This window comes from Clostridium aceticum, from assembly GCF_001042715.1.
GTDB lineage: Bacteria > Bacillota > Clostridia > Peptostreptococcales > Natronincolaceae > Andreesenella > Andreesenella acetica.
On sequence record NZ_CP009687.1, the window covers coordinates 3,779,314 to 3,802,951 of the forward strand.

The 23,638-nt window shown below is 33.6% G+C and carries 22 protein-coding genes; 5 read left to right on the plus strand and 17 right to left on the minus strand.

What is annotated here, in order from left to right; all coding sequences use genetic code 11:
* Positions 1-209 precede the first annotated feature (209 nt).
* The 12 genes from CACET_RS17350 to CACET_RS17405 form a co-directional block, all read right to left on the minus strand.
* Positions 210-401 (minus strand): hypothetical protein, encoded by a 192-nt coding sequence (locus CACET_RS17350; protein WP_044826310.1) that lies wholly within the window; start codon positions 399-401, stop codon positions 210-212.
* 84 nt (positions 402-485) lie between these two features.
* A complete protein-coding gene (locus tag CACET_RS17355) occupies positions 486-902 on the minus strand; it encodes a VOC family protein (protein WP_044826309.1) in 417 nt (138 codons plus the stop codon).
* A gap of 290 nt (positions 903-1,192) precedes the next feature.
* Positions 1,193-1,822 carry a CDP-alcohol phosphatidyltransferase family protein gene (locus tag CACET_RS17360; protein WP_479722640.1) on the minus strand — a complete coding sequence of 210 codons (630 nt, stop codon included), beginning with the start codon at positions 1,820-1,822 and terminating at the stop codon, positions 1,193-1,195.
* 145 nt (positions 1,823-1,967) lie between these two features.
* Entirely contained in the window at positions 1,968-2,750 is a 783-nt protein-coding gene (locus CACET_RS17365) for a J domain-containing protein (RefSeq protein WP_044826308.1), read from the minus strand.
* Between the two features lie 260 nt (positions 2,751-3,010).
* The gene (locus tag CACET_RS17370; RefSeq protein ID WP_044826307.1) at positions 3,011-3,985 is read right to left on the minus strand and encodes an arsenic resistance protein; all 975 of its coding nucleotides are present in this window, start codon (positions 3,983-3,985) and stop codon (positions 3,011-3,013) included.
* Between the two features lie 344 nt (positions 3,986-4,329).
* Positions 4,330-6,372, minus strand: a complete 2,043-nt coding sequence (locus tag CACET_RS19665) for a methyl-accepting chemotaxis protein (RefSeq protein WP_052661571.1) — start codon at positions 6,370-6,372, stop codon at positions 4,330-4,332.
* 389 nt (positions 6,373-6,761) lie between these two features.
* On the minus strand, positions 6,762-8,135 hold the full coding sequence (gene hydG, locus CACET_RS17380) for a [FeFe] hydrogenase H-cluster radical SAM maturase HydG (protein WP_044826306.1): 1,374 nt from the start codon (positions 8,133-8,135) through the stop codon (positions 6,762-6,764).
* A 51-nt stretch (positions 8,136-8,186) separates the two neighbouring features.
* A complete protein-coding gene (locus CACET_RS17385) occupies positions 8,187-8,432 on the minus strand; it encodes a TM1266 family iron-only hydrogenase system putative regulator (RefSeq protein ID WP_044826305.1) in 246 nt (81 codons plus the stop codon).
* A 238-nt stretch (positions 8,433-8,670) separates the two neighbouring features.
* On the minus strand, positions 8,671-10,467 hold the full coding sequence (locus CACET_RS17390) for an NADH-dependent [FeFe] hydrogenase, group A6 (protein WP_044826304.1): 1,797 nt from the start codon (positions 10,465-10,467) through the stop codon (positions 8,671-8,673).
* 39 nt (positions 10,468-10,506) lie between these two features.
* On the minus strand, positions 10,507-12,297 hold the full coding sequence (gene nuoF, locus CACET_RS17395; RefSeq protein ID WP_044826303.1) for an NADH-quinone oxidoreductase subunit NuoF: 1,791 nt from the start codon (positions 12,295-12,297) through the stop codon (positions 10,507-10,509).
* A gap of 73 nt (positions 12,298-12,370) precedes the next feature.
* Positions 12,371-12,739, minus strand: coding sequence for a (2Fe-2S) ferredoxin domain-containing protein (locus CACET_RS17400; protein WP_044826241.1), 369 nt, complete (start codon positions 12,737-12,739; stop codon positions 12,371-12,373).
* Between the two features lie 27 nt (positions 12,740-12,766).
* A complete protein-coding gene (locus CACET_RS17405) occupies positions 12,767-13,243 on the minus strand; it encodes an NADH-quinone oxidoreductase subunit NuoE family protein (protein ID WP_044826240.1) in 477 nt (158 codons plus the stop codon).
* A gap of 609 nt (positions 13,244-13,852) precedes the next feature.
* Between CACET_RS17405 and CACET_RS21450 the strand changes: the two genes are divergently transcribed.
* Positions 13,853-14,626 carry a LysM peptidoglycan-binding domain-containing protein gene (locus CACET_RS21450; protein ID WP_048407552.1) on the plus strand — a complete coding sequence of 258 codons (774 nt, stop codon included), beginning with the start codon at positions 13,853-13,855 and terminating at the stop codon, positions 14,624-14,626.
* Between the two features lie 131 nt (positions 14,627-14,757).
* Here the strand turns inward: CACET_RS21450 and CACET_RS20645 are convergent, their stop codons facing one another.
* Both CACET_RS20645 and CACET_RS19670 read right to left on the minus strand, forming a co-directional pair.
* Entirely contained in the window at positions 14,758-14,922 is a 165-nt protein-coding gene (locus CACET_RS20645) for a hypothetical protein (RefSeq protein WP_158386129.1), read from the minus strand.
* A gap of 78 nt (positions 14,923-15,000) precedes the next feature.
* Positions 15,001-16,863, minus strand: a complete 1,863-nt coding sequence (locus CACET_RS19670; RefSeq protein ID WP_052661564.1) for a sensor histidine kinase — start codon at positions 16,861-16,863, stop codon at positions 15,001-15,003.
* Positions 16,864-17,574: 711 nt separating this feature from the next.
* Between CACET_RS19670 and CACET_RS19675 the strand changes: the two genes are divergently transcribed.
* A complete protein-coding gene (locus tag CACET_RS19675; RefSeq protein WP_052661562.1) occupies positions 17,575-18,180 on the plus strand; it encodes a TetR/AcrR family transcriptional regulator in 606 nt (201 codons plus the stop codon).
* Between the two features lie 278 nt (positions 18,181-18,458).
* Positions 18,459-19,280 carry an adenosylmethionine decarboxylase gene (gene speD, locus CACET_RS17425; protein WP_144414801.1) on the plus strand — a complete coding sequence of 274 codons (822 nt, stop codon included), beginning with the start codon at positions 18,459-18,461 and terminating at the stop codon, positions 19,278-19,280.
* A gap of 118 nt (positions 19,281-19,398) precedes the next feature.
* Here the strand turns inward: speD and hcp are convergent, their stop codons facing one another.
* Positions 19,399-20,748 (minus strand): hydroxylamine reductase, encoded by a 1,350-nt coding sequence (gene hcp, locus CACET_RS17430; protein WP_044826239.1) that lies wholly within the window; start codon positions 20,746-20,748, stop codon positions 19,399-19,401.
* A gap of 210 nt (positions 20,749-20,958) precedes the next feature.
* Positions 20,959-21,825 (minus strand): divergent polysaccharide deacetylase family protein, encoded by an 867-nt coding sequence (locus tag CACET_RS17435; RefSeq protein ID WP_044826238.1) that lies wholly within the window; start codon positions 21,823-21,825, stop codon positions 20,959-20,961.
* A gap of 178 nt (positions 21,826-22,003) precedes the next feature.
* Here CACET_RS17435 and CACET_RS17440 point away from each other — a divergent pair, with 178 nt between their 5' ends.
* Positions 22,004-22,375: a phage holin family protein gene (locus tag CACET_RS17440; protein ID WP_044826237.1), complete on the plus strand. Its 372-nt coding sequence runs from the start codon at positions 22,004-22,006 to the stop codon at positions 22,373-22,375.
* Positions 22,376-22,399: 24 nt separating this feature from the next.
* On the opposite strand, the gene cwlD is transcribed toward CACET_RS17440, so the two are convergent.
* Positions 22,400-23,116: an N-acetylmuramoyl-L-alanine amidase CwlD gene (gene cwlD / locus CACET_RS17445; protein ID WP_044826236.1), complete on the minus strand. Its 717-nt coding sequence runs from the start codon at positions 23,114-23,116 to the stop codon at positions 22,400-22,402.
* Between the two features lie 250 nt (positions 23,117-23,366).
* Here cwlD and CACET_RS17450 point away from each other — a divergent pair, with 250 nt between their 5' ends.
* Entirely contained in the window at positions 23,367-23,594 is a 228-nt protein-coding gene (locus CACET_RS17450) for a hypothetical protein (RefSeq protein ID WP_044826235.1), read from the plus strand.
* Positions 23,595-23,638: the final 44 nt, after the last annotated feature.

A 23,638-nucleotide genomic window follows, 5' to 3' on the forward strand; every position in this document is an offset into this window, starting at 1 on the left:
TTAAGGGAGTAGAAGATCAGCCCGCTGTAGATTTAGTGGCAAATTTCTGTATTTTTCTAGTTTATTTCCTCGGAAATTGTTACTTATTGTTTTATTTTATATTTTGATTATTGGCTACTTGTATTTATCTTATGTCTTCTCAAATAGACGATGCGGCTTAAGGCTTAATTTAAACTTTTTTTCATATTTTATAAAATATGTTTACCAATCTAGTTATTATCATTTTTAATAATTTCTTTATGACTCTTATAAGCAGCTAAAAAAGCTAAAACTCCCACACTTCCAGTAAAAATAGCAAGCCCACTTAGTCCATCCATTGATAATCTTGATAAAGCCAATAGTGTTAATGCAAAACCCAAAATTATTTGGATATTTCTATCCTTCTCTAATTTCTTTTTCATAGAACCACCTCACCTGAATTTATTCCACATAATTCTACGAACACATAATTAATTAATTTATTCGTGCTACGCCTTTTTCATCCATTATGCCATATCATCATCCCAAATAGACCATGCTGCTTCTATCAAGTTTTTATCTATATCTTTAAATAAGAAATATTTTGCTTGTCCCTCACCCCGTACAATAATATCTGTTACTTCCACGCCTTTATTCTTTAAAGTTTTATGTGTATAATCGATATCTCTACAGTTAATAGCAAACCTCTGAAAGGATTGTCCATGTCTTAAAAAATGTCCGTGATTTTTATCATTTGTCTCAAAAAGTAATAAAGGTATTCCATACTCTATACTTAGAACAACTACATAAGTATCTAGATCATCCTTAAACTTTGGAATTTTTACTTTCATACCTAAGTTGCTTTCATACCATTCCACACTCTTATCAATATTTTTAACAGGCAAATAAATGTATCCGATTTTACTAAATAAAAATTTTTCCATACTTTTCTCCTTTACAAAGCAAAAAATTTTATCCTTTAAGATAAATAGCAAATTTTCATTGTTATTATTGCGTCCAAGTCTTTATTATGCATTTTCAATCTACTTTACCTAATCCTTATAATACTTAACATTAATTTTACTCAATCATTCTCAACCTACAGGAGGAAAATTAATTCTGTATATCTCATATCGCTGGATAGATACTTCCACATTACATCCTTTATTATATAAATCACTAAAGTACTAGCGAGAAGATTTTAATAGGGATAATTGTTTACTGTAGATCATGCTTATTTAAAGAATATACTTTGTTTATTTAATTGCAATTGACTTGATGTCATCTGAATAATTAACTCCTCGATTGCTGACATACTTGCCACAACACAAACTATATACATCAACACCCTGGCATCTATATAGGGAAGCAGTACTGGAAATATAAATAAAGTCATGCCAGTAATTTTATTTCCGTAGGTGTGCAGAATTGCAAAGGTTTTATATTTTATCAAAGCTATAGTCATTGATGCTAGTCTGATTATACTGATTAAAATAATCCAGATAAGGATTTCAATTGTAGGGTTTAGAACAGGATAAAAGATAGCTAATAATATCACCGTCAATGTCATGTCAGCTATGGAATCAAGTTTTTCCCCAAGCCTGCTTGTGGTTCCTGTTTTTCTAGCAATAAAGCCATCCATAATATCACTAAACCCACACAAAAAATATATTGCATAAAATACTGAGCTTAGTGGCTCAAGGAGGATTAAAATTAAAGAAAAAATGATTCTACTAAAAGATATATAATTTGGTATTAGTGGAGAGAATTTTGTTCCCATAACCTTAAGAACATTTTTTTCTGGTTTGTGAAATTTTTTAATGCTTTTCTTCTCATCTAGAGTACTTTTCTCGTTGTTTTCCATTTGTTCAAACTCCTCTTAACTACACAATTATTTACCAGGCTTTGTCTATCTTTTATCCTTTAAAGAGTAGTCTAAATTAGACAATATATAAACTATCTCTTTCAGATAAAACTTCCTAATAATACGTCATTTAGAAGCGAAAGAATTAGTTGATGTTTTTATACTGTTGTATATTATCATCACTCAGAAACTCGTATGCAGCAGTAATCTCTTGAAAAATCTTTGTTGCATTCGGAGCTTTACACAAATCTGGGTGATACTCTTTTGCCTTTTTTCTATATGCACTTTTAATTTGTGTTTTATCTGCATCATATGCTACTCCTAAAATATCACAACTTCTCTCATACCTATTCTTAAACTCAACAGTGGGGTTTACAAAACTATGACCGTAACTACCCTGGTTGCTATAACCACCGTAGGTCCTTTGACCACTTTGGTGGTTTTGTTGATACCATTGTTGTTTACAGCCTTCTTCCCATTTTCTTTGTTGCTCATAATAACGACGTTGCTGTTCTCTTATTTTGTCCTCTTCTGCTTTTTTGTACGCTGCTTTATATTCATTAAAAGCTTTATATTGATGGTTTGTTCCATCTATAAGGTAATTAGCAGTATTATATAGAAACTCCGTTGTAATATATTTTAGGTATTTCAAATAAGATACAAACTTACCCCCAAACATTAAAAATACCAATAAAAACAATAGAATAGATAGGCCCATAGAATTCATTAATATCCTAAAACCTAAATTAGCAAATATCAAAAAAAACAAACAGCCCCCCATACTCATTAAAGCTAGACAGCCTTTAAAAAAGCTTCCTACAAACAACACCATATTCTCAATTAACTGTACTAAACTGTCTATTATAGTGCCTATTACCTTAGCTATTCCACGTAAAATTTCACCTAAAAATTTCTTGATTAACCTCATCTATAGTTACCTCTCTTTATTGTCTTAAGCTTAGCCGAAGACTAGTCTGATTAAGTCTTTCTAGAAAACATGTCCTTGCTGTTATCAGGCTTGTTCCTTTGCCCTTCAGAATCCTCAGTATAGTCTTATACTTGGTACATCTATAATATCTATGGGTCTTTAAGCCTTTCAAAGGGTTTGGACCTATTTAAGCTTAAAATAAATAGACTTATACGTATTTTTACCCTAGAAGTGCTAGCTAGAGATTATTTTGCAGGGGGTCAAGTGAGATCCCACCACCATTTTTTAGAATAGAAAAGAAGCATGATTTGAGAAAATACAAAAAGCATTGGTAACTCAATTAAAGATTCTACAGCTAAAACCAAAGGAATAAGAGGTCGCTCTGGGAAAGTAGCTACAGCAATAGTTAAAGCTAACGGTGCATTTCGAGCTAAGATAGTAAAAATCAAACTGGCTCCCTCTTGATAAGAAAGCTTAAAAACCCGACCTATTAGTTGTCCTATAGAGAAATTAATTATGAAAAATAAGGTTACAGGTATAATAAGTCTTACTACTAAACTCAGGTTTTCAATTAAAATAACTCCTTGAGAAGCAAACATTGCCATTATAGCAAACATAAGAAATACAGATTGAAATATACCTATTTTTCCAAGAATATTTTGTTCAAACCAACTTTGACCCTTTATGTAGTAGATAATATTTCTCGTTAGTATTGCAATAATAAAGGGAAGCAACAATACCCTTAAAAAACTTTCTAGGAAAATATATGGCTGTATCTCTACCACAGTACCAGCAAAAAGGAAAATAGCAACTGGGATTGAAATAAACTGCATAAATAAATTCCATGGTAAAAAGGAGGTAGACAAGGCAATACTTCCACCAGCTATTCCTGTAAAAACCAAATACCAATCAGTACAAGGGGTTACCATATCCATAATTAATGCAATAAAAACATCGGGGGTATTGCGAAAAAAAAGAAAACTAAGGCCAAAGGCTAATAAAGGTGTCCATACAAAATTGATCAGAAGACTCAACCTCAAAACTTTTGGGCTTTTAAAGCCTTCTTTTAAGCTTTCCACAGGCGTTTGTAGAAAAATACCAAAAAGCATCATTATAAGAAAGGGTGTAATAAAATATGCTGCTGCTCCAGCTATACTACCTAGCTGCCCTAACCCAAGCCCTATAAACATAGCTATAATCATAAAAAGCCATTGAAACCTTTCAAAAAAGTCCATATTTTCCACTCCTAACATAATATTAGTTCATAATCAATACCGATTGCTCTACACAATCTAAAGATTAGCAGCTACCTTGTCATGAACTATTTGTGTAGATAAATATTATTATACTACAACATTCTACACAATTCTATTTCAAGATGCCAACGATCTTCTAAGCTATCGCTACTATAAGACCCTAAGCACTATTAGCAGGCGTTTTTACAAAACTGACCTCTAGTAGGATTAGTTAATAATAAAATAAAAGCCAGCATAAAGGAAGATACCTGATAGTATAAAAAATTTCAGGGCGCTTTTTATAGCTCCCTGAAATTTTTTATACTATTCCAAAACCTTATTTTTTAACACTTAAATCTTGCAATACTCTCTTGCATTTCCTCAGCTAGTTGTGCCAATGTATAACTTGCATTTGCTATTTCCTCCATAGATGCAGTTTGTTCTTGTACTGATGCAGAAGCTTCCTCGGTACCTGCCGCATTTTCCTGTGATATAGTCGATAAGTTTTGAATAACTGCAATAATTTCTTCTTTCTTACCTTCCATTGCTCTGCCTGATTGATTGATCTCTAGTATTATTTGTTTCATCTTTTCAATCGCACTATCAATTCCTCTAAATTTGGTATTTGTAGATTCTACACTTGCTGTTTGTGATGCTACAGTTCTACCTACTTCCTGCATCGTTCCAACCGCATGTCCTGTTTTATCTGTTAACTCTTTAATAATGGTAGCTATTTCTTCTGTAAATGTATTAGATTGTTCTGCCAATTTTCTTATTTCTTCTGCCACAACAGCAAAACCTCTACCTGCTTCTCCAGCTCGAGCTGCTTCTATAGCTGCATTTAATGCTAATAAATTTGTTTGTTCTGCAATATTTTTAATCATTTGACTGGCACTTTCTATTTTTTCTGCACTTTCATTGGTGTTTACAATAATTTCCTGAACTTCTTGTATTGATCCATTATTAATATTTGTCTTTTCTACCAAATCCTTTAATATTTCAAATCCTTCGTCCTTTAGTTTTGTTACCTCATTGGCAGAAAGGTTTAAATCATGGATATGTAGCTGATCTGTTTCTATCAGCTTTCCTAACTCTTGAATATACTTTACTCCATTTCCTGTATCCTTCGCTTGGTCATTTGCTCCTCTAGCGATGGTTTCAATTGTTTTGGCTACTTCATCTGCTGCAACAGCTGACTGCTGACTAGTAGCAGTTAATTCCTCCGATGAAGAAGCTACTTGTTGAGAAGTATTTGCTATACTTTGTATCATTCCTTTGATAGATCTCTGCATATTCTTTATGGCATTAGCTATTTCTCCTAACTCATCTTTTTTACTAAGATGTTTCTCAGAAACTTCAAACGTAAAATCCCCTGATGCAGTTAAGTTCAAGTGCTCTTTTGTTACATTTAGTGTTTTAACTATATTATTACAGACCATAAATAATACGAAACCTAGTATAAGAAAAAATACTATACCTATAACAGCTATCATGAAAAAGTTTTTTTGTATTGCACCATGAATTCTATCCATGGAAAGTCCTATATTAATGGCACCAATATGCTCTCCATCTAGCATAACTGGCATTAAAACGTCATATACCCTAACTTTTTCTATATCATAGTCAAATTCAGAGGTATATTCTCTGCCATCTACCGCTGCTATTTTACTTCCTTCATCAGTAAGCTCAACGCCTATTCTATCTCTGTTACTATGGGCAACAGCTTTTAAATTTTTATCTATAAAAAGAGCATAGACGATACTATCTTCTTTAGCTAATTCTTCAACAAGGTTTTGGTGACTTAATCTTCCTGATAACTCTTGAATTCTATTGGCGATAATACCCACTTGCACTACTTGTCCTCTTTCACTTTTCAGATAACCATACTTGTAATAATTACTATCTATCGTACTTTCCCTTATTTCCTCCATTAACTCACCTTTATTTTCTCGCAATAAGAGTTGAGCAAAATGTGTTTCAGGTGCTATCCATCCTACATTTTCCTCTGCTAAATTAGAGAATATGATCTCTCCATTCTCATTATAGACATTAATTTCATCAGCATCTAAGTCCTTAGCTATTTGCATTAGAAACTCATTACTTAAATTGTCCTGATGCGTTATAACATTTCTTCCAATTGCTCTTATTCTATCCTCTATCATTTCATCAATAACTGTTACTGATGTGGTAGACTTAGCTATCTGATTTGCAATCTCAGCTGTTCGTTCTAATCCATTTTGTCTCATCTGATCAAGCATACTACTTCTTGTTAGATAGGAAGATATACCCCCAATACCTAAAATAGCAGCAAAAACAATTATTAGTGGTATCGCAATCAGCTTAACTTTTACTGAATAGATGTGTTTTGTACTTTTGAATTTGTTCATCGTTTTTGTCAGTCTCCTTGTTATTGTAAGATTTTTATATTTGATTAAATAGTCTCCTCCAATTTAATTATAATGGGTGTGTTATAATTTTGTCAATATTTGTTGGTTTTGGACTTTTTTTGTCAATAACGGGGTTCTTTCTTAATAAGGTTACTATTGAAAAGTCACTTCCCTTCACTTTAATAAGTTCAAACAAAAAGCAGATTGCTTTATCTCAATCTGCTTTATATTTTGCCTTCAAAATTATTAGCTGTTTCAATACTCTTAAGCAGCAATCTCAAAAGTATTAAAGCTACTGAACCTATAGTTGGTATGATAAAAATGTATTCTTACCATCCTCAATATTTTTTCCTGCTTTTCTGTAAACTCTGTCTAGACTAGGCTTTATCTTATAAATAAAGATCTCTTTTTCCCATTTCTATTTGACCTAGTCTTTCTTCTATCAGGTTTCGAATAGATGCATCTTTTATTTCATTTAATGTCCTGTTAATCAGTGTATTCCCTTTTCGTACCATGTTCTCAGATGCATAGTCTAATAAGTTTTCCTTTAGCGTTAAGATCGCATTCACTTGACAAAACCCATCGATATGAGCATCTTTAGCTAGTTCCATAAAGGCATTTCCTGTTCTTTCTTTTCTATAACAGGCTGTGCAAAAACTTGGTATATGCCCCTGCTCACATATTACCTGAAGCATTTCATCTAACGTTCTTTCATCACTGTTTTCAAATTGTTTAGCTTCTTTATCCTCTTTACCATAACCCCCTGGATTTGTTTTAGATCCTGCAGATATTTGAGATATGCCCAAGTTTAGTAATTCATCCCTCAAGGTTGCATTTTCTCTAGTTGATAAAATGATACCCGTATAGGGTACAGCAAGACGATAAATTGCCACTATTTTTTTAAAATCCTTATCTGATACTGCATAGGGTATTTCCTTTAGCCCTGAGTCTAGTGCTGGCTTTAATCTTGGAACGGATATAGTATGAGGACCTACACCATACTTTTCATCCATATATTGAGAATGTCTTAATGTTGCTAACACATCAAATTTGTAGTCATATAGTCCTAATAAAGGTCCTATTCCAAAATCATCTATACCTGCCTCTAACGCCCGTTCTATGGCTGTCAATCTATAATCATAATCAGCCTTGGCACCGGTAGGGTGCATTTTTCTGTAGGTTTCTCTATGATAAGTTTCTTGAAAAATTTGATAAGTTCCTATACCTGCCATTTTAAGCTTTTTAAAATCCTCTACCTCCATAGGTGCTGTATTTACATTAATTCTTCTAATATCTCCTGCCTCATAAGTAGTTTTAACAGCATGAACAATATGGTCAATACCCGTACTTCTACGATCTTCTCCGCAAACCAATAAAATTCGTTTATGGCCTTGTTTTTCAATAGACTTAGCTTCATGTATAATTTCTTCCTTACTTAGTGTTTTACGATGAAGTTTTTTATTCGCTGCACGAAATCCACAGTATAAGCAATTATTGGTACATTCATTACTAGTATATAAAGGTGCAAAAACAACAATTCTTTTTCCATAGATTTTGTTCTTTATAAATCGAGCCGCATCAAACAAAATTTCCATTAAACCTTCATCTTCTGTTTGTAAAAGTGCAGCCACCTCCCCTAAAGTTAGACCATGACATTCCTGTGACTTTTCTATTATTCGTAGAATTTCTTCCTTGGTAGTGTTTCTATAATCTTCTAAGAGCTTATTGATTTGATTCTCGCTGATGATTTTATTCGTATCCATAATTTTCTCCCTTCAATTTTTACTTTTTTGCTGAAGGAAGCACATGCGTACCTATTTTTGAATCAGAGCACTTTTTACTGACACGCCTTCAAGTCTTCCTAATTGACCTGTCAGCCCACCAATCTCATCTGTAGTACCATCTACAATGGTGGATATAACATTTACATTTTTTTCTTTGTAAGGTACACCCATCCTTCCTATGATGATTTCTCCATATTTACTAAGTAATTTATTTACCATTTGAACACTTTCTTTATTTTCAACAATAATTGCAACTACGCCTATTCGTCTGTTCATCTACTACGCCTCCTTGATATTAAAATAAACAGCAAAAAAAACTCTCCAAAGGTAGGAAAGTTACCTTTTGCTCAGAAGAATCCTTGCAATTAGAATAGTGTTCATATCCTCCTAGTGAATAGAATCCACTAGTTAGACTTATCTATTAAAATTTATTTAAGCAACCTTACCAATATTACTTAAGTTAATAGATGGTGTAGGTAGAAAACCTACCTACACCTATGTAAATTTGTTATTTTTACTCTCCCGTAGCAGCTGCCTCTACACATGCTTCAGCAAGTTCTTGGCTGCCAATTGCATATATTTCTCTTGCTTCATAATGAGTATGTAGTAATTTATGGGCTTTATGACTATTTGGTTTTTCTAAATAATCACTGTATAGTTTTTGAATCAATGGGTTCTGATGAGACTTTCTATATGTCATTGCTGCATCCTCTTCATATAAAGCCTTTGCTCTTTCCACTCTTATATCGCAATCCATCTTTACTCTGGCAGGCACATGAGGTTGACCTCCTCCTGTTACACAACCACCGCTACATCCCATGATTTCTACAAAGTGATATTCCTTCTCACCACTCTTAATCATATCAATTAATTCTATTGCCTGAGCAGTACCATGGGCAACAGCAACTTTAATCGTCTTGCCTCCCAAGGTTACCTCTGCTTCTTTAATTCCTTCCACGCCTCTTACAGTAGTATATTCAATATCTTGTAAATCTTTACCTTCTAATACGTCAGCTACAGTTCTTAAGGCCGCCTCCATTACACCTCCAGTGGCACCGAAAATTACTCCAGCCCCAGTGTAATCTCCCAATGTAGTGTCATACTGTGCATCTTTTAACTTCATGAAATCAATTCTTGCTTGCTTAATCATTTTTCCTAATTCTCTAGTTGTTAGTACTGCATCTACATCTCTTACCCCGTTTACCTCTAATTCAGGTCTAGCTGCTTCGGTTTTCTTAGAAGTACATGGCATAATAGAAACTACAAATATTTTTTTAGGATCGATATTGCTCTGTTCTGCATAATAAGATTTAATGATTGCTCCCATCATCTGCTGTGGTGATTTACAGCTAGATAAATTAGGAATAAGCTCTGGATAGTAGAATTCAGCAAATCTTACCCAACCTGGAGAACAGGAGGTAATCATCGGCAGGGTTCCACCTTCTTGAATTCTATGAAGCAGTTCATGACCTTCTTCCATAATGGTCAAGTCCGCTGCAAAGTCCGTATCAAACACTTTATCAAACCCTAGTCGTTTTAATGCAGCCACCATTTTACCTGTTACTCTAGTTCCAATTGGCAAGCCAAACTCTTCCCCTAAAGCAGCTCTTACTGCTGGAGCAGTTTGCACTACTACATGGGTTTCAGGGTCTTCAATAGCGTCCCATACTCTTTCTATATCTTCTTTTTCTCTTAAGGCTGCTACTGGACAGTTGGTTATACACTGTCCACAATAAATACAAGGAGCTTCATCCATGCTTTTACTGAAGGCTGGTGCAACTTCCGTATGGTATCCTCTATTGGTAAAGTCAAGAATCCCAATTTTTTGCACTTCACGGCAAACGTTTACACATCTTCCGCATAGGATACATTTGCTGGAGTCTCTTACGATGGAGTGTGATTTTGCATCCACAACTGCTTCCAATTGTTCACCTTCAAAAGGAATTTCATTAATGTTTAACTCCTCTGCTAAGCTTTGAAGCTCACAATTTTTACTTCTAGAGCAAGTTAAACATTCACGATTATGGCTTGAAAGGATTAACTCCACCGTAGATTTTCTTGCATCCCTTAATTTCTTTGTATTGGTTTTTACAACCATTCCCTCTGCAACTGGATGCACACATGATGCTTGCAGAGCTCTGGCTCCTTCAATTTCTACAAGACATACCCTGCAAGCTCCTATTTCATTGATATCTTTTAAAAAACATAGTGTAGGTATATCTACGCCTATGGTCCTAGCTGCTTCTAGTATTGTGTACTCCTTAGGCACTTCAACCTGTATGTTGTCAATAGTTAAAGTAACTTTTCCCACTTTTTTCACCCTCCTTGAATGAATATCTAAGACTTAATACTATTTTTTTATAATCGCTTTAAATGAACATTTATCTACACAAGCTCCACATTTAATACATTTATCTATATCAATAATATGTAGTTCTTTTCTTTCTCCTGTTATAGCATCTACTGGACAGGCCTTGGCACACAAAGTACATCCCTTACATTCTTCTGTTATGAAGTAATCAGTAAGAGCTTGACAAACTCCTGCTGGACATTTCTTTTCATTTACATGGGCCTCATACTCATGTCTAAAGTATTTTAATGTTGATAACACAGGGTTTGGAGCAGTTTGACCCAATCCACATAAAGAGGAAGCCTTAATGTTTTTAGCAAGTCTTTCTAAATTATCAAGATCCTCCAATGTACCCTTGCCTTCGGTAATCTTGTCTAAGGTTTCTAACATTCTCTTTGTACCAACCCTACAAGGAGGACATTTTCCACAGGACTCTTCTACTGTAAAATCCAAGAAAAATCTTGCGATATCCACCATACAGTTATCTTCATCCATAACAATCATTCCACCAGAACCCATCATAGATCCTAATGAAATTAAATTATCATAATCAATGGGAATGTCAATATGCTCTGCAGGAATACATCCTCCGGAAGGTCCTCCCGTTTGCACAGCTTTGAAGGCTTTTCCGTTTGGAATTCCTCCTCCTACTTCATAGATAACTTCTCTTAAGGTTGTTCCCATTGGAATTTCTAATAAACCAGTATTCTCAATTTTTCCACCAAGAGCAAATACTTTCGTTCCTTTGGACCTTTCTGTTCCGATTCCTGCAAACCAGTCAGCTCCTTTAAGGATAATTTGCGGAATATTGGCATAAGTCTCAACATTATTCAACAAGGTTGGTTTTCCCCATACTCCCTTAATCGCTGGAAACGGTGGTCTTGGTTTTGGCATACCCCTTCTTCCCTCAACAGAGTTAAGCAAAGCTGTTTCCTCTCCACATACAAAGGCTCCTGCACCTAGTCTGATTTCCATATCAAAGTTAAAATCAGTTCCAAATATATTTTTCCCCAATAAACCCTTTTCTCTGGCTTGATTAATTGCTATTTGAAGTCTTCTTACTGCTATAGGGTACTCCGCACGAATATATACATATCCTAAATCAGCACCTACTGCATAGGCAGCTATCGCCATCGCTTCAATAATAACATGAGGATCACCTTCTAAAACTGAACGATCCATAAATGCCCCTGGATCTCCTTCATCGGCATTACATGCTACATATTTTTGGTCTCCCTCTGCTTTAGCGGTAAACTCCCACTTTAATCCGGTTGGGAATCCTCCACCTCCACGACCTCTTATCCCTGATTTTTTTACTATATCAATAACATCCTCTGGCTTCATTTCTGTTAGGATCTTTGCTAAAGCCTGATAACCATCAACTGCTATGTACTCCTCTATTACCTCTGGATCAATCATTCCACAATTTCTTAAAGCAACCCTTTGTTGCTTTTTATAAAAACCTACTTCATCGATAGCTTTGATTGTATCTTCTTCCACCGATTCCTTGTATAATAATTCCTTTACAATTCTTCCTTTTAATAAGTGTTCTACTGTAATTCGTTCTACATCCTCCAGCTTTATATGACTATAAAAAGCGCCCTCTGGATAAACGATAACAATAGGTCCCGCTTCACAAAGTCCAAAACATCCTGTTTTTACAACCTTTACTTCTTTTTGTAGATCATTTTCTTCTATTAATGCTTCAAATTTTTCTAAAATTTTTAACGATTCTGATGAAGTACATCCCGTTCCTGCACACACCAGTACATGCGATCTAAATAAATCCATTATTTAACCCCCTTATCACGTTATTGACTTTCATTACAAAAGCTATATTCTGTTATAGGCCCCATAAAAACGATTATTCTGCATAGGCTCCTATAGCATAGGCATCTATAACCTTACCATTAACAATATGATCTACGATTACTCTCCTTGCCTTATCAGGTGTCATGTAAACATAAGTAACTTTTTCTTCATCCTCTTTATATACTTCCACAGTTGGCTCTAATCTACAGACGCCCTTGCAACCGGCTTGTGTAACCACTATATCACTTAGATTTCTGGCTTTTACTTCTTCTAATAAAGCCATTAACACTGGTCTAGCACCTGCTGCAATGCCACAGGTCCCCATAAACACAACGATTCTAGTACCCTTTTTATCCCGTCTAAGATTTACTCTATCCAACGCCTCTTGACGAATTTTTTGTAATTCTGCAATCGATTTCACTATATATCCCCCTTTCTTATACGCTATTTACATATATTTTTCCATAATTTCAGGTATATCATCTACTTTAAGTCTACCGTATACATCTTCATTGACAGTAATTACTGGAGCTAGACCACAGGCTCCTATACATCTGGTAGCCACCAAAGTGAACTTTCCATCAGTTGAAGTCATACCAGCCTTGGTATCAATCATTTGGCTTACTTTATCAATAATAGGCTGTGCCCCCTTTACATAACAGGCTGTTCCCAAACAAACTCCTATTACATAATCACCCTGTGGCTCCAGAGAAAATTGAGAGTAGAAGGTTACTACTCCGTAAATTTCACTTAAGGGTACTTTAAGTGCTTCAGAGATTTTCTTTTGTACCTCTAATGATAGACATCCAAATATTTTTTGGCCTTCATGAAGTACAGGCATTAATGCTCCTTGCTTGTTTTTGTTTACATCAATAACTCTTTGCAACTTTTCAAAATTTTCTTCAGTCAAAACATTTTTACCCATAATGCGCCTCCTTTTTTGTATTTATTATTTTATATTTGAGCAAAATCTCTCTAAAAGAAAACCTTGATTTAAACTCAAATTAAAATCCATATCTTCACTTCAGTTTCAACTAAACAACGCTACATTTGATTTTTTAGCTTTGCAAGTATTTTAGTAATACTTCTTTTATACTTTAATATTAAGTAGCCATACATTAAGGACTGTGTAATGATTGTGATGAGATAATAAGTGCTAATTAAGAATAATTATGTTAAAATTTTAACTATCAGTTCGCATTGTGTCGAAACCTGTAACTATGTAAATAATTATGTCTTGGGATTTATACAATAATTATGATGAGATAATAAGTGCTAATTAATAATGATTATGTTAAAATTTTAACTATCATTATTATACTTATAGGTAAATTCACTGGATGTACCCTTATTATACCTTTTCTAAACCGTTCTTTCAATAGCAAAAAAAAATATTTTAATTTTATACTTAACTAGTGTCTTCTTTGAAGAAAGATGATAAGCAAATAGAACCTATTCTCTCTATTGGAATATACTGTAGTATACTATAGTACCATAGTATATTGTAAATATCTTATAAAGGAGGCAATTAAGTATGTATTATATGTATTATAGCCAGGCACCATGTCCCCCTGGAACAACACCTTATATCATCCAAGCAGGTGATACCTTCTATAGACTAGCTATTCGGTTTAATACAACTATTCAAGCTCTTATCGCAGCAAATCCTACTGTCAACCCAAACATGTTGATGATTGGACAACAAATTTGTATTCCAACCGCTACACCTCCCACTACTTGTCCAGCAGGAACAACCCCTTATACCATCAGAGCTGGAGATACTTTCTATAATATAGCTAGAACCTATAATATATCTTTAGACGCTTTGCTGGCTGCTAATCCTGGTGTGGATCCTGACAGATTGTTTATCGGACAAATAATTTGTATACCAGGACCTACCCCACCCCCTACTCCTGTATGTCCTACCTTAAGAGTAGGTAGTAGAGGTGATTCTGTACGACAACTTCAACAACTATTAAAAGATGCTGGTTTTGATCCAGGACCTATTGACGGCATTTTCGGCTCTAAGACACAAGCAGCAGTTATAGCATTCCAAGCCAGCAAAGGTCTTACTCAAGATGGAGTAGTAGGCATTAGGACATGGACTGCACTTGGAGTAGATTGTACTACGCCACCACCAACCACTTGCCCTACTGGCACAACTGCCTATACCATACGTTCAGGAGATACTTTCTACAATCTTGCTATCAGATACAACACAACCGTAGAAGCAATTAGAAGAGCGAATCCAACTGTAAATCCAGACGCTTTAAGAATCGGTCAAATAATTTGTATACCTGTATCATAAATAAAAGCAACTGAATGAAAAATTTCTATATATTACTAAAACTTTAATCTATAGCTTAGTGTAGAAAAATTATTAATAAAGTAAAAATTTAGATACGTAAGGACTCTTATCAGCTAAGAGTCCTTACGTACTTATGACTTTTTCTTATTTTTATTTACATGTTTTTTTTCTGTAATTAACTTTTTATTATTCAGCATATCTTCATTATCAATAGCACCTATGTCACCGGCTAATTCATAGTTCATCTCGTTAAAGAAGTTTTTATCAAGACTTTTTTTAGCTTCTTTCTTTTTCATCTTAATCACCTCTTCTTTATTTTTCGTCTAATGTGTTGTAGCATACCAGGTAATTTTAGGGATAGATATACGATTTACTTAATCACATTCATGAATAGAGTATATATCTGAAAACTCGATGCTTATTCTTTCCGCTGTATTATTAACGTAAACAGCTTCATTACATAATGCTATATCTTTCTCCCTCAATTTATTTGCAGGAAGTTCTATAGTAAATTCTGTTCCTACTCCCAATTGGCTTTTGACAGTGATGGTTCCCTTTTGCATTTCCACTAATGCTTTTACAAGAGATAATCCTATTCCGCTACCTTCATTTTTCCTGCTTAATGAGGTGTCTACCTGCCTAAAACGTTCAAATATAGTTTCCAGCTGCTCTTCGGGAATTCCTATACCAGTGTCTTTTACAGATATCACCACACCCTTCTGTCCATGGTAAATGTTTATGAAAATACTCCCTTTTCTTTCTGTAAATTTTATAGCATTAGAAAGAAGATTTAAGATGATTCTCTCAATAAAATCAGGATCGCATGCAATAACCTTTTCCTCTACTTCTGTATCAAATACTATCATTATTTCTTTGGTTTCAGCGTACTTAGTAACTGACATGGTGATTTCTTCCACAAGAGCCACAATATTATAATTTCTAAGCCTTATCTTCAAGTATCCTCCATCATACCGACTCATATCAATAAGATTATTGATTAATCTTGAAAGCCTATAACAGTTTTGCTTTATTGTTTTTGTAAACTTTTGCATTTCAGTTTTACATAAACTCTCCTGCTTGTCATCTTGCTTTATGATAAGCAATTGTACAGCAGCGAAGATCACATTAATAGGTGTTTTAAGTTCATGAGATAAATTAGAAAAAAACTGAGTTTTAAATTTATCATATTGTTGGATTTCTCCTGCCATATAATCAAATACTTGAGCCGTCACTGCTATCTCATCTCTGCCAGTCACATTTGTTCTCACCGAGTAATCCCCACCGGCCAAGGTATAAGCAGCATCCTTTAACCTAGTCATGGGATGTAAAATACGATTTCCCAATAAAATAGCTCCTCCTATAGAAAGTAAAGAGACTATCGTCAAAATAATTGTTGAGTTTCTAGCTTGATTATGGTATTCTTTCAAAACCACATCAAGATTGGAGCTAACAACACATACCCACCCAATTTCTTTTATTGGATAAGCTACACGTATCCTTAAAGTACCATCGATTTCCGACCTATAGTTTGTTGTTTTAACCACTTCTCCTCCTAAAGCCTGCCAAGCAGTAGAATGATCTGCTATTGCCTGTATCCCGCAAATTTCTACATTAGGATCACTGCAATAAACTATATTTCCACGGGTATCAATAAAGGTAAATCTACTGCCTTCATCAAATAAAAAGCTTGGGAACCTCGACTGTAGTTTCTCTATATCCACTACTGATACAATAACCCCTATGAGTTCTTCATCCCTCTTTATCCCTGTAGCCACTGGTAAAACAAGTTCTCCTCTAGAGTTTACTACCAAATCAGAAATAACATTTTCTTCTCCTTTTAATACTCTTTGAAAGTAGTTACGTTCTCTAAGTACTAAGCCTATATCCTCGTGAGCTGAACTTGCTAAAATAGTTCCATTTAAGTTTAAAAAGTGCATTTTAGCAATAACTTTATTAGCAGATTGTATTTCTTCTAAATCAAACTGTACTTCTTCTAATGTTGCACCTCTTTGAGAAGTAATAAACCTTGAAACGATTTCCTGTTGTACCCATACTTCTTCAATGTAACTTACAAAAACTTTTGAAACCGCCTCCGCATATTCAACATTTGATAGGAGTTCTCTTTGCGTTTGACGTTTAAGCCCTTCAGAAATACCTACATACTGAAATATTATTAATGGGATTAGTGCTATAAGTATCAAAGTCAATAATTTTATCCTAATACTCAAATACTTCATTTTTTCTCCCCCTAACTAAAGATACGCCTTCAGTGCTGTAGGTATATGCCAGTATCCTTTGATTAATATCGTTTTTATAACATTTTTATTATAGAAATACATCTATGAACTTTAATATCCTAAGGGCTACACTTGCAGTCCTTGGCTATGTTTTTGAGTCAAATCAAAACCATAACCTCTGAATATTAAAGTTCAAGCTTAAAGGCATGTACCTATATTATCATGATTATAGCACATTTTATCTTTTCCATATATTACTATATACCTTTGTCGAAAAGTTTTTGTCTATAGTGCAGTTTTCTTTAGATTTTTACATAAAAAAAAAGCCACATATCCTGTGACTTCAAACAAATTAAAGAGGGTTTTATTTATATCAACGGACAAGTGCTCCATTTAGTATTATGATACGCCACTAAATCCTTATTGATATCAAAATATTAGTAAATAAAAACTCAAGTAACACTATGTAACTTTTTTATATAATCAGCAAATCCCCTAAAAATAAAACATTATCTTTAATTATTTTTATCTCTATCCTCTTTGAAACCAAGTAAGATATATCTCATAAATTTAATTCTAAATTTTGTCATACATCTTACATACCTTAGTATGTTATTATATTAACATACTAAGGTATGTAAAGTCAACCCTTTATTTTTTAAAACATAATTGTTATAATAATCTTAAAATATAAAGGGAATGGTAAGTTTTATGGAGAGTACACATAAAAAACTTCGCAGGGATCAAGCAATTAATACAAAAAAAATTTTACTAGATAAGGCCTTCTATCTGTTTCAAAAAAAAGGATATGATAACATTACTGTTGAGCAAATTTGTAATGAATTGGGATTGACAAAAGGAGCATTTTACTACCATTTTAAATCTAAGGCTGATATTGTTAGGAGAAAATTTAGACTAACTGAGGGAAATTTATTAGAGATCTATAGTAATACTTTGGAGTCACCTCCTGATGTGCAGCTTCGCAGTATATTTGATTATTATATAAATTATTTTCAGAAAAATGCACTAGATGAAATCAAGATATTTTTAAAGATTCAAATAGAGAACCATTATAAAAATTTTTCTATCACTAGCGTTTTTCAGAAAAACGTTCTAACAAATATTATTCAAGAAGGACAAAGGATTGGTTATTTTAAAAAAAATCTAGATAGTCAAGAAACTGCAAAGTTTATATTGACCTATGTATATGGTTTGTTACTAGAATGGTGTGCCTATGACGGTGAGTTTCAACTAGAAGCTGCTCTAAATGACTTTTATGAAAAGTATTTAAAGGAAGTACTATTTATTAAAAAATAAATAAAGAACCCTTCTTTACTTTTAGACAAAATCTACCTTATTACGTTCTTCAAGGAAGATTTTGTTCTTTTATTTGCTATTTACTATATAATCTAGTAAAATGTGAAGAGAGACTCTGTAACTAGTTTATAGAATATTTATTGATTAATTGCTCACTATACTATAAAGAACAATTTTATGATCGCACATCTATATGCAGTTAAGAAAATTTATAACTTGACAATAAAAATATATGTTTTATAATTTTCTAAGAATACCATTAGAAAAGAGGAATATCATTGCCAAAAATAAATGAAAACAAGTTAAGATTATATGGATTTAATAATTTAACTAAATCCTTGAGCTTCAATATTTATGATATTTGTTATACAAAAACTGAAGAGGATAGAAAAAAGTATATTGAGTATATTGATGAGCAATATAATTCTGAAAGATTAACAAAAATTTTAAAGACTGTTACAGAGTCTATTGGTGCTAGTGTACTAAATATCGCTAAGCAGGACTATGACCCTCAAGGTGCTAGTGTTACGCTATTAATTTCTGAAGAGGAAGTTCCTCTGTATGTGTTAGACCCTTCTTGTAATAGAGGTGTATTAACTCCATGTCGTGAAAACATAGTAGGGCACTTAGACAAGAGTCATGTAACTGTCCATACTTACCCTGAGAGTCATCCTGAAAATAATATCAGTACCTTTAGAGTAGATATTGATGTATCCACCTGCGGTACGATTTCACCCTTAAAGGCTTTAAATTATCTGATAAGCAGCTTTGATTCTGATATTATTACAATCGATTACAGAGTAAGAGGCTTTACAAGAGATATTGAAGGAAACAAGCACTATATTGATCATAAAATTAGTTCCGTTCAAGATTATATTGCTAGAGGAACCATAGATAGGTATAGCCTAATCGATATGAATATCTATCAATCAAATATTTTTCATACGAAAATGAAGATCAAGGATATTGATCTTGATAATTACTTATTCGAGATATCCGAGGCAGATCTTTGTGAAGAAGAAAAAAGAGAGATTTTTGAGAAACTAAATCAAGAAATGACAGAAATATTTTATGGTATCAACATTAACAACAGTAATTAAAACCTTTATACAACAACGAGAAGGCCTACACTAATTGTAGGCCTTCTCTCATTTCAACTTCCTCTTATCTATTTCTTAAAATACAGCCTTTAAAAATCTTATAGTACTTTACGATGAACTATAACATTTTAGGTAAGTCTTCTTTTGCGTCTCCACTAATCAACTGTAAGTTGAAGGTATCTTGCAATACTTTTAATACTCCAGGAGTTACAAAAGCAGGAGCACTTGGTCCAATATAGATATTTTTTACTCCTAAACTAAATAATCCTAGTAAAATAGCTACAGCTTTCTGCTCAAACCATGATAATACAATAGTTAATGGTAGGTCATTTACACCACAACCAAAGGCCTCTGCTAAAGCTATTGCAATTTTTGCTGCTGAACCTGAGTTGTTGCATTGTCCTAAGTCAATATATCTTGGGATCTGGGTTCCTGGTACAGTTCCAAAATCTATATCATTAAATCTGAACTTTCCACAAGAAGTCGTTAAGATCACACATTCCTTTGGCAATGTATTTGCTAATTCTCTGTAGTAGTCTCTTCCTTTTGTAGGGGCATCACAACCAGCTATTACAAAGAATCTTTTAATTTTCCCTGCCTTTACTGCATCAATAATTTCTGGAGCGATAGACAATACTGTGTTATGATGGAAACCTGTTGTTAAAACCTTGTCAGACTTTATATTTGCCTTTGGTAAAGATAAAGCTTTTTCTATAATAGGTGTAAAATTATCGTTAATAATCTTTTCGGTTCCTTCTAAGCCACAGTTTCCATAAGACCAGAACCTATCAGAATAACTTCCTTTTATTGGCATTAAACAATTGGTGGTTCCTAAAATAGCTCCTGGGAATTCTTCAAATAACTTTCTTTGATCATACCAAGCTTTACCTACGTTACCTTTTAAATGAGAATACTTTTTAAGCTCTGGGTATCCATGAGCTGGCAACATTTCTGAATGTGTATAAACGTTAATACCTTTACCTTTAGTTTGTTTTAGTAGTTCTTCTAGTGCATATAAATTATGTCCTGTTACTAGTATTGCATGCCCCTCCACTTTATCTTGTGTCACAGTTACTGGTTGTGGAACCCCTAGTTTTGAAGTATGTGCTCTATCTAATAAATCCATTACCTTGACTGTTGCTTCTCCTACCTTCATAGCCATACCTATATGCTCATTTAAGTTGAAGTTTGAGTTGGTTAATGTAGTATATAATGCTTCATGGGCAATTGCATCTACCTCTGGATCTACCATACCTAGTTCTCTTGCATGTGTTGCGTAGGCAGCAACCCCTTTTAATCCAAAGATAATAATATCTTGTAGACTTGCTATATCAGGATTCTTTCCACAGACACCAAATTTCGTACATCCTCCCTCTGGTGTTTGTTCACATTGATAACAAAACATTGGGTTGTTTTCTTGTACTACATTATTTTGGTCATTATTCTTATTCTTAAATATACCGAACATGATTATTTCTCCCTTCAAATGTATTATATTCTTTATATAAATAATATAATAATCCTTCTCTTCTTACCGTGACATATGTCACGGTATTTTGTGATTATAATCATGTTAGGATTTCATGGTATTGGGTAACAATTGCTCATCATTTACAATGCTTTTACTTCTAAGAAGTTCCTCCATGCTAATCTGCCGAAGATATCTCCTTCTTTTAGTCTAAAAAACCTCCTTTATTAACTCAGATACTGGCACAATTTTTATTGCCTTTTTTTCAAAAACAGGGATCATTTCTTCAATAGCCTTAGCTGTTACAACTCCACCCTCCGGTCCAACGTGACCTATTCCTACTGCATAGCCATCCTTTAGAGCTATCTCTCCCAGCAACTCTAGCTGTTTTTTGATAGCATCTATATTTTTTTCATTATCTAAAAATACTGCTCTTTCCAAAACTGGCACTTCATATTCTTCGGCAATTTCTCTTATGACTGAAGTCATGCTAGTTTTACTGTCTACTATATACATGTCATTTTCCTTCAACACTTCAACAATAGCTGTTATAATCCTTCTGTCTTCAGTGGCCTTAGAACCCATATGATTGTTTACCCCTACTGCATAAGGCACTTTTTCAATAGCCTCTCGTATGATACTTTTCACTTGTTCAGTAGAGAGATTTGTGGTAATTCCTTTTTCACCCAACCACTTGGGATTGCCAAAGTGGGGTTCCATAGGAATATGAATAATAACCTCATGTCCCCTGTTATGAGCTAATACAGCATCTTCATTAGTATAAGGTAAAAAAGGAATAACAGCACAAGTCAGTACCGACTGAATAGCTACCATTTCTTTTGTTCCGTCTCCTGCATTTCCAAAGTCATCTATAATGATAGCCACCTTCCCCTGAACTTCTCTATCCGACTTACCTTCTAACTTTTTTACTATGACTTCATGATAATTCCATACCCTAGTGTTTTTTTTCATTTGTGCCCTTACTCCTATTAACACCGTAATAAGTACAACAAATAATACTAAGGTAAGTATGATTCTTTTTTTATTTATAATAATAAAAAAAATTTTTTTTTTCATTTTACCACCTTTCCTATCCAAATAAGATTTATACAATCTTCTATCTCTAAATGAATAAATTTTTCCCTGATTGTACATGCTATTTTTAAGAAACACTTTTTAAACCAACCTAATCCTTTTAACATAAGGATTAAGTTTTATTAGAAATAAAAACTTTTAGTGAAGTGGAGGGATTATAGTGTCAGAAGAAAGAAATCCAAATCGTACCCAGGATGCTCCCAGTTGGGGTAAATTAATTTTAAGATTTATTATATCCGCTATTGTTATTGCAGTAGCAGCCTTTATTACACCGGGTTTCCGAATTGAAGGTTTATGGGGTGTTGTACTAGCTGCTTTAGCAATTTCAATCGTCAATTACTTAGTAGAAAGAATATTTAACGTTGATGCTTCTCCTTTTGGTAGAGGAGTCATAGGCTTTATTGTTGCTGCTATTGTTATTTACATTAGTCAGTTTGTGGTGCCTGCTATGACAGTAACCTTTTTAGGAGCCATCATAGGTGCACTTGTTATAGGAATTATTGATATGATTATTCCTGGCAAAACAATGTAGCTAAGGATTGATGCATATCATTTTTTAAGATTTCTCTAAAAAATACCTTTGTATTCCTACAAAAATACTCCAAGCAATCTTTTTTTGGTAAGATGATTTTTGTAATAATTGTTCCTCCTTAGGATTAGATAGAAAACCACACTCAACCAATGTGGTTGGTATATCTAATCCTTTTATGACGTATACATCATCTTTAGGTAACGCAACTCTTTTATTATTATTATCTAATGTATTAATTAGTTCTTCTTGTATTTTTTCTGCTAGTACTTTACCTGCTGCATTATCTTTAGGATAAAAGGTCTGAGCCCCGTAATATTGTGTTTGTGGAAAACTATTCAGATGAATTGTAATAAAGATATCTGCTCCGCTATCTTTTACTATTTCTTTTCTCTTCCTCAAGTCTTCGTTCTTTTTATTTCTTAGGCTTCCTTCTGATGAATATAGACCTTCATCTTCAAATCGTGTCATAAGAACAACCGCTCCATTTTGTTCCAGATATTCTTTTAAATACAGAGCTATCGTTAAATTAATATCTTTTTCTTTCACACCTCCTTTGCTAACAGCTCCTGGATCAACACCACCATGCCCTGCATCTAGCATTATAACTTTAGTAAGGCTAGGCAATAAGTAAGCAGTTGTCTTCGCCCTATAATAGTTTATCCATGCTATAGAAAGTACTGAAAGAGTTAACAGCACTATAGCAATATAAATCCAACTTTTTTTAACAATAATTACCTTCAAATAGTATTCCCCCTATACGCTATATCTTTTATCACAGAAAAAACCATTGATATTTCCTACTCCCAGATGTATGACTAAGAGTTTTAATATACACGGCATACAGTGTATTTTTTCTCTGATATTTATATATATGAAAAGCCCTCAACATATACAATTACAAGTTCATTATTTTCCTGTCCTTCTTTCGTATTTTATTGCTTTTTAAGGGAAAAATATAAGTGGTAATCACCATTTGGAAAGGAGAAATACAATGCAAAATTCAAAAGATATAAATAACATTTCAAATCAACTGCAAGAATTGAAAAAAAATCTAAATAAGTCTGGAGAATATCTCTCAGCTATTGAAATGCTGCTGGTAGATGATAATAACGGACGTCTGAAGGATGGCGATCTAGCTAATGAATTTGAAACACTCACTAACAGCATGGCTACCGTGTCAAGAAGTATTGAAGATTTGCAAAAAAAATTACATGGTTAAGCAGGTTTATACAAATTATTTGATCACATAGTGCTATATTTCCC

Bases quoted from the DNA above. Each gene is read 5' to 3' on its own strand.
- CACET_RS20645 (WP_158386129.1), bottom strand. From the start codon at position 14,922: ATGAAAAAGAAAGAAGCTAAAAAAAGTCTTGATAAAAACTTCTTTAAC.
- CACET_RS17350 (WP_044826310.1), bottom strand. From the start codon at position 401: ATGAAAAAGAAATTAGAGAAGGATAGAAATATCCAAATAATTTTGGGT.
- CACET_RS19670 (WP_052661564.1), bottom strand. From the start codon at position 16,863: ATGAAGTATTTGAGTATTAGGATAAAATTATTGACTTTGATACTTATA.
- CACET_RS19675 (WP_052661562.1), top strand. From the start codon at position 17,575: ATGGAGAGTACACATAAAAAACTTCGCAGGGATCAAGCAATTAATACA.
- hydG (WP_044826306.1), bottom strand. From the start codon at position 8,135: ATGGATACGAATAAAATCATCAGCGAGAATCAAATCAATAAGCTCTTA.
- CACET_RS19665 (WP_052661571.1), bottom strand. From the start codon at position 6,372: ATGAACAAATTCAAAAGTACAAAACACATCTATTCAGTAAAAGTTAAG.
- nuoF (WP_044826303.1), bottom strand. From the start codon at position 12,297: ATGGATTTATTTAGATCGCATGTACTGGTGTGTGCAGGAACGGGATGT.
- CACET_RS17365 (WP_044826308.1), bottom strand. From the start codon at position 2,750: ATGAGGTTAATCAAGAAATTTTTAGGTGAAATTTTACGTGGAATAGCT.
- CACET_RS17360 (WP_479722640.1), bottom strand. From the start codon at position 1,822: ATGGAAAACAACGAGAAAAGTACTCTAGATGAGAAGAAAAGCATTAAA.
- CACET_RS21450 (WP_048407552.1), top strand. From the start codon at position 13,853: ATGTATTATATGTATTATAGCCAGGCACCATGTCCCCCTGGAACAACA.
- hcp (WP_044826239.1), bottom strand. From the start codon at position 20,748: ATGTTCGGTATATTTAAGAATAAGAATAATGACCAAAATAATGTAGTA.
- CACET_RS17370 (WP_044826307.1), bottom strand. From the start codon at position 3,985: ATGGACTTTTTTGAAAGGTTTCAATGGCTTTTTATGATTATAGCTATG.
- CACET_RS17405 (WP_044826240.1), bottom strand. From the start codon at position 13,243: ATGGGTAAAAATGTTTTGACTGAAGAAAATTTTGAAAAGTTGCAAAGA.
- CACET_RS17450 (WP_044826235.1), top strand. From the start codon at position 23,367: ATGCAAAATTCAAAAGATATAAATAACATTTCAAATCAACTGCAAGAA.
- CACET_RS17385 (WP_044826305.1), bottom strand. From the start codon at position 8,432: ATGAACAGACGAATAGGCGTAGTTGCAATTATTGTTGAAAATAAAGAA.
- CACET_RS17435 (WP_044826238.1), bottom strand. From the start codon at position 21,825: ATGAAAAAAAAAATTTTTTTTATTATTATAAATAAAAAAAGAATCATA.
- CACET_RS17355 (WP_044826309.1), bottom strand. From the start codon at position 902: ATGGAAAAATTTTTATTTAGTAAAATCGGATACATTTATTTGCCTGTT.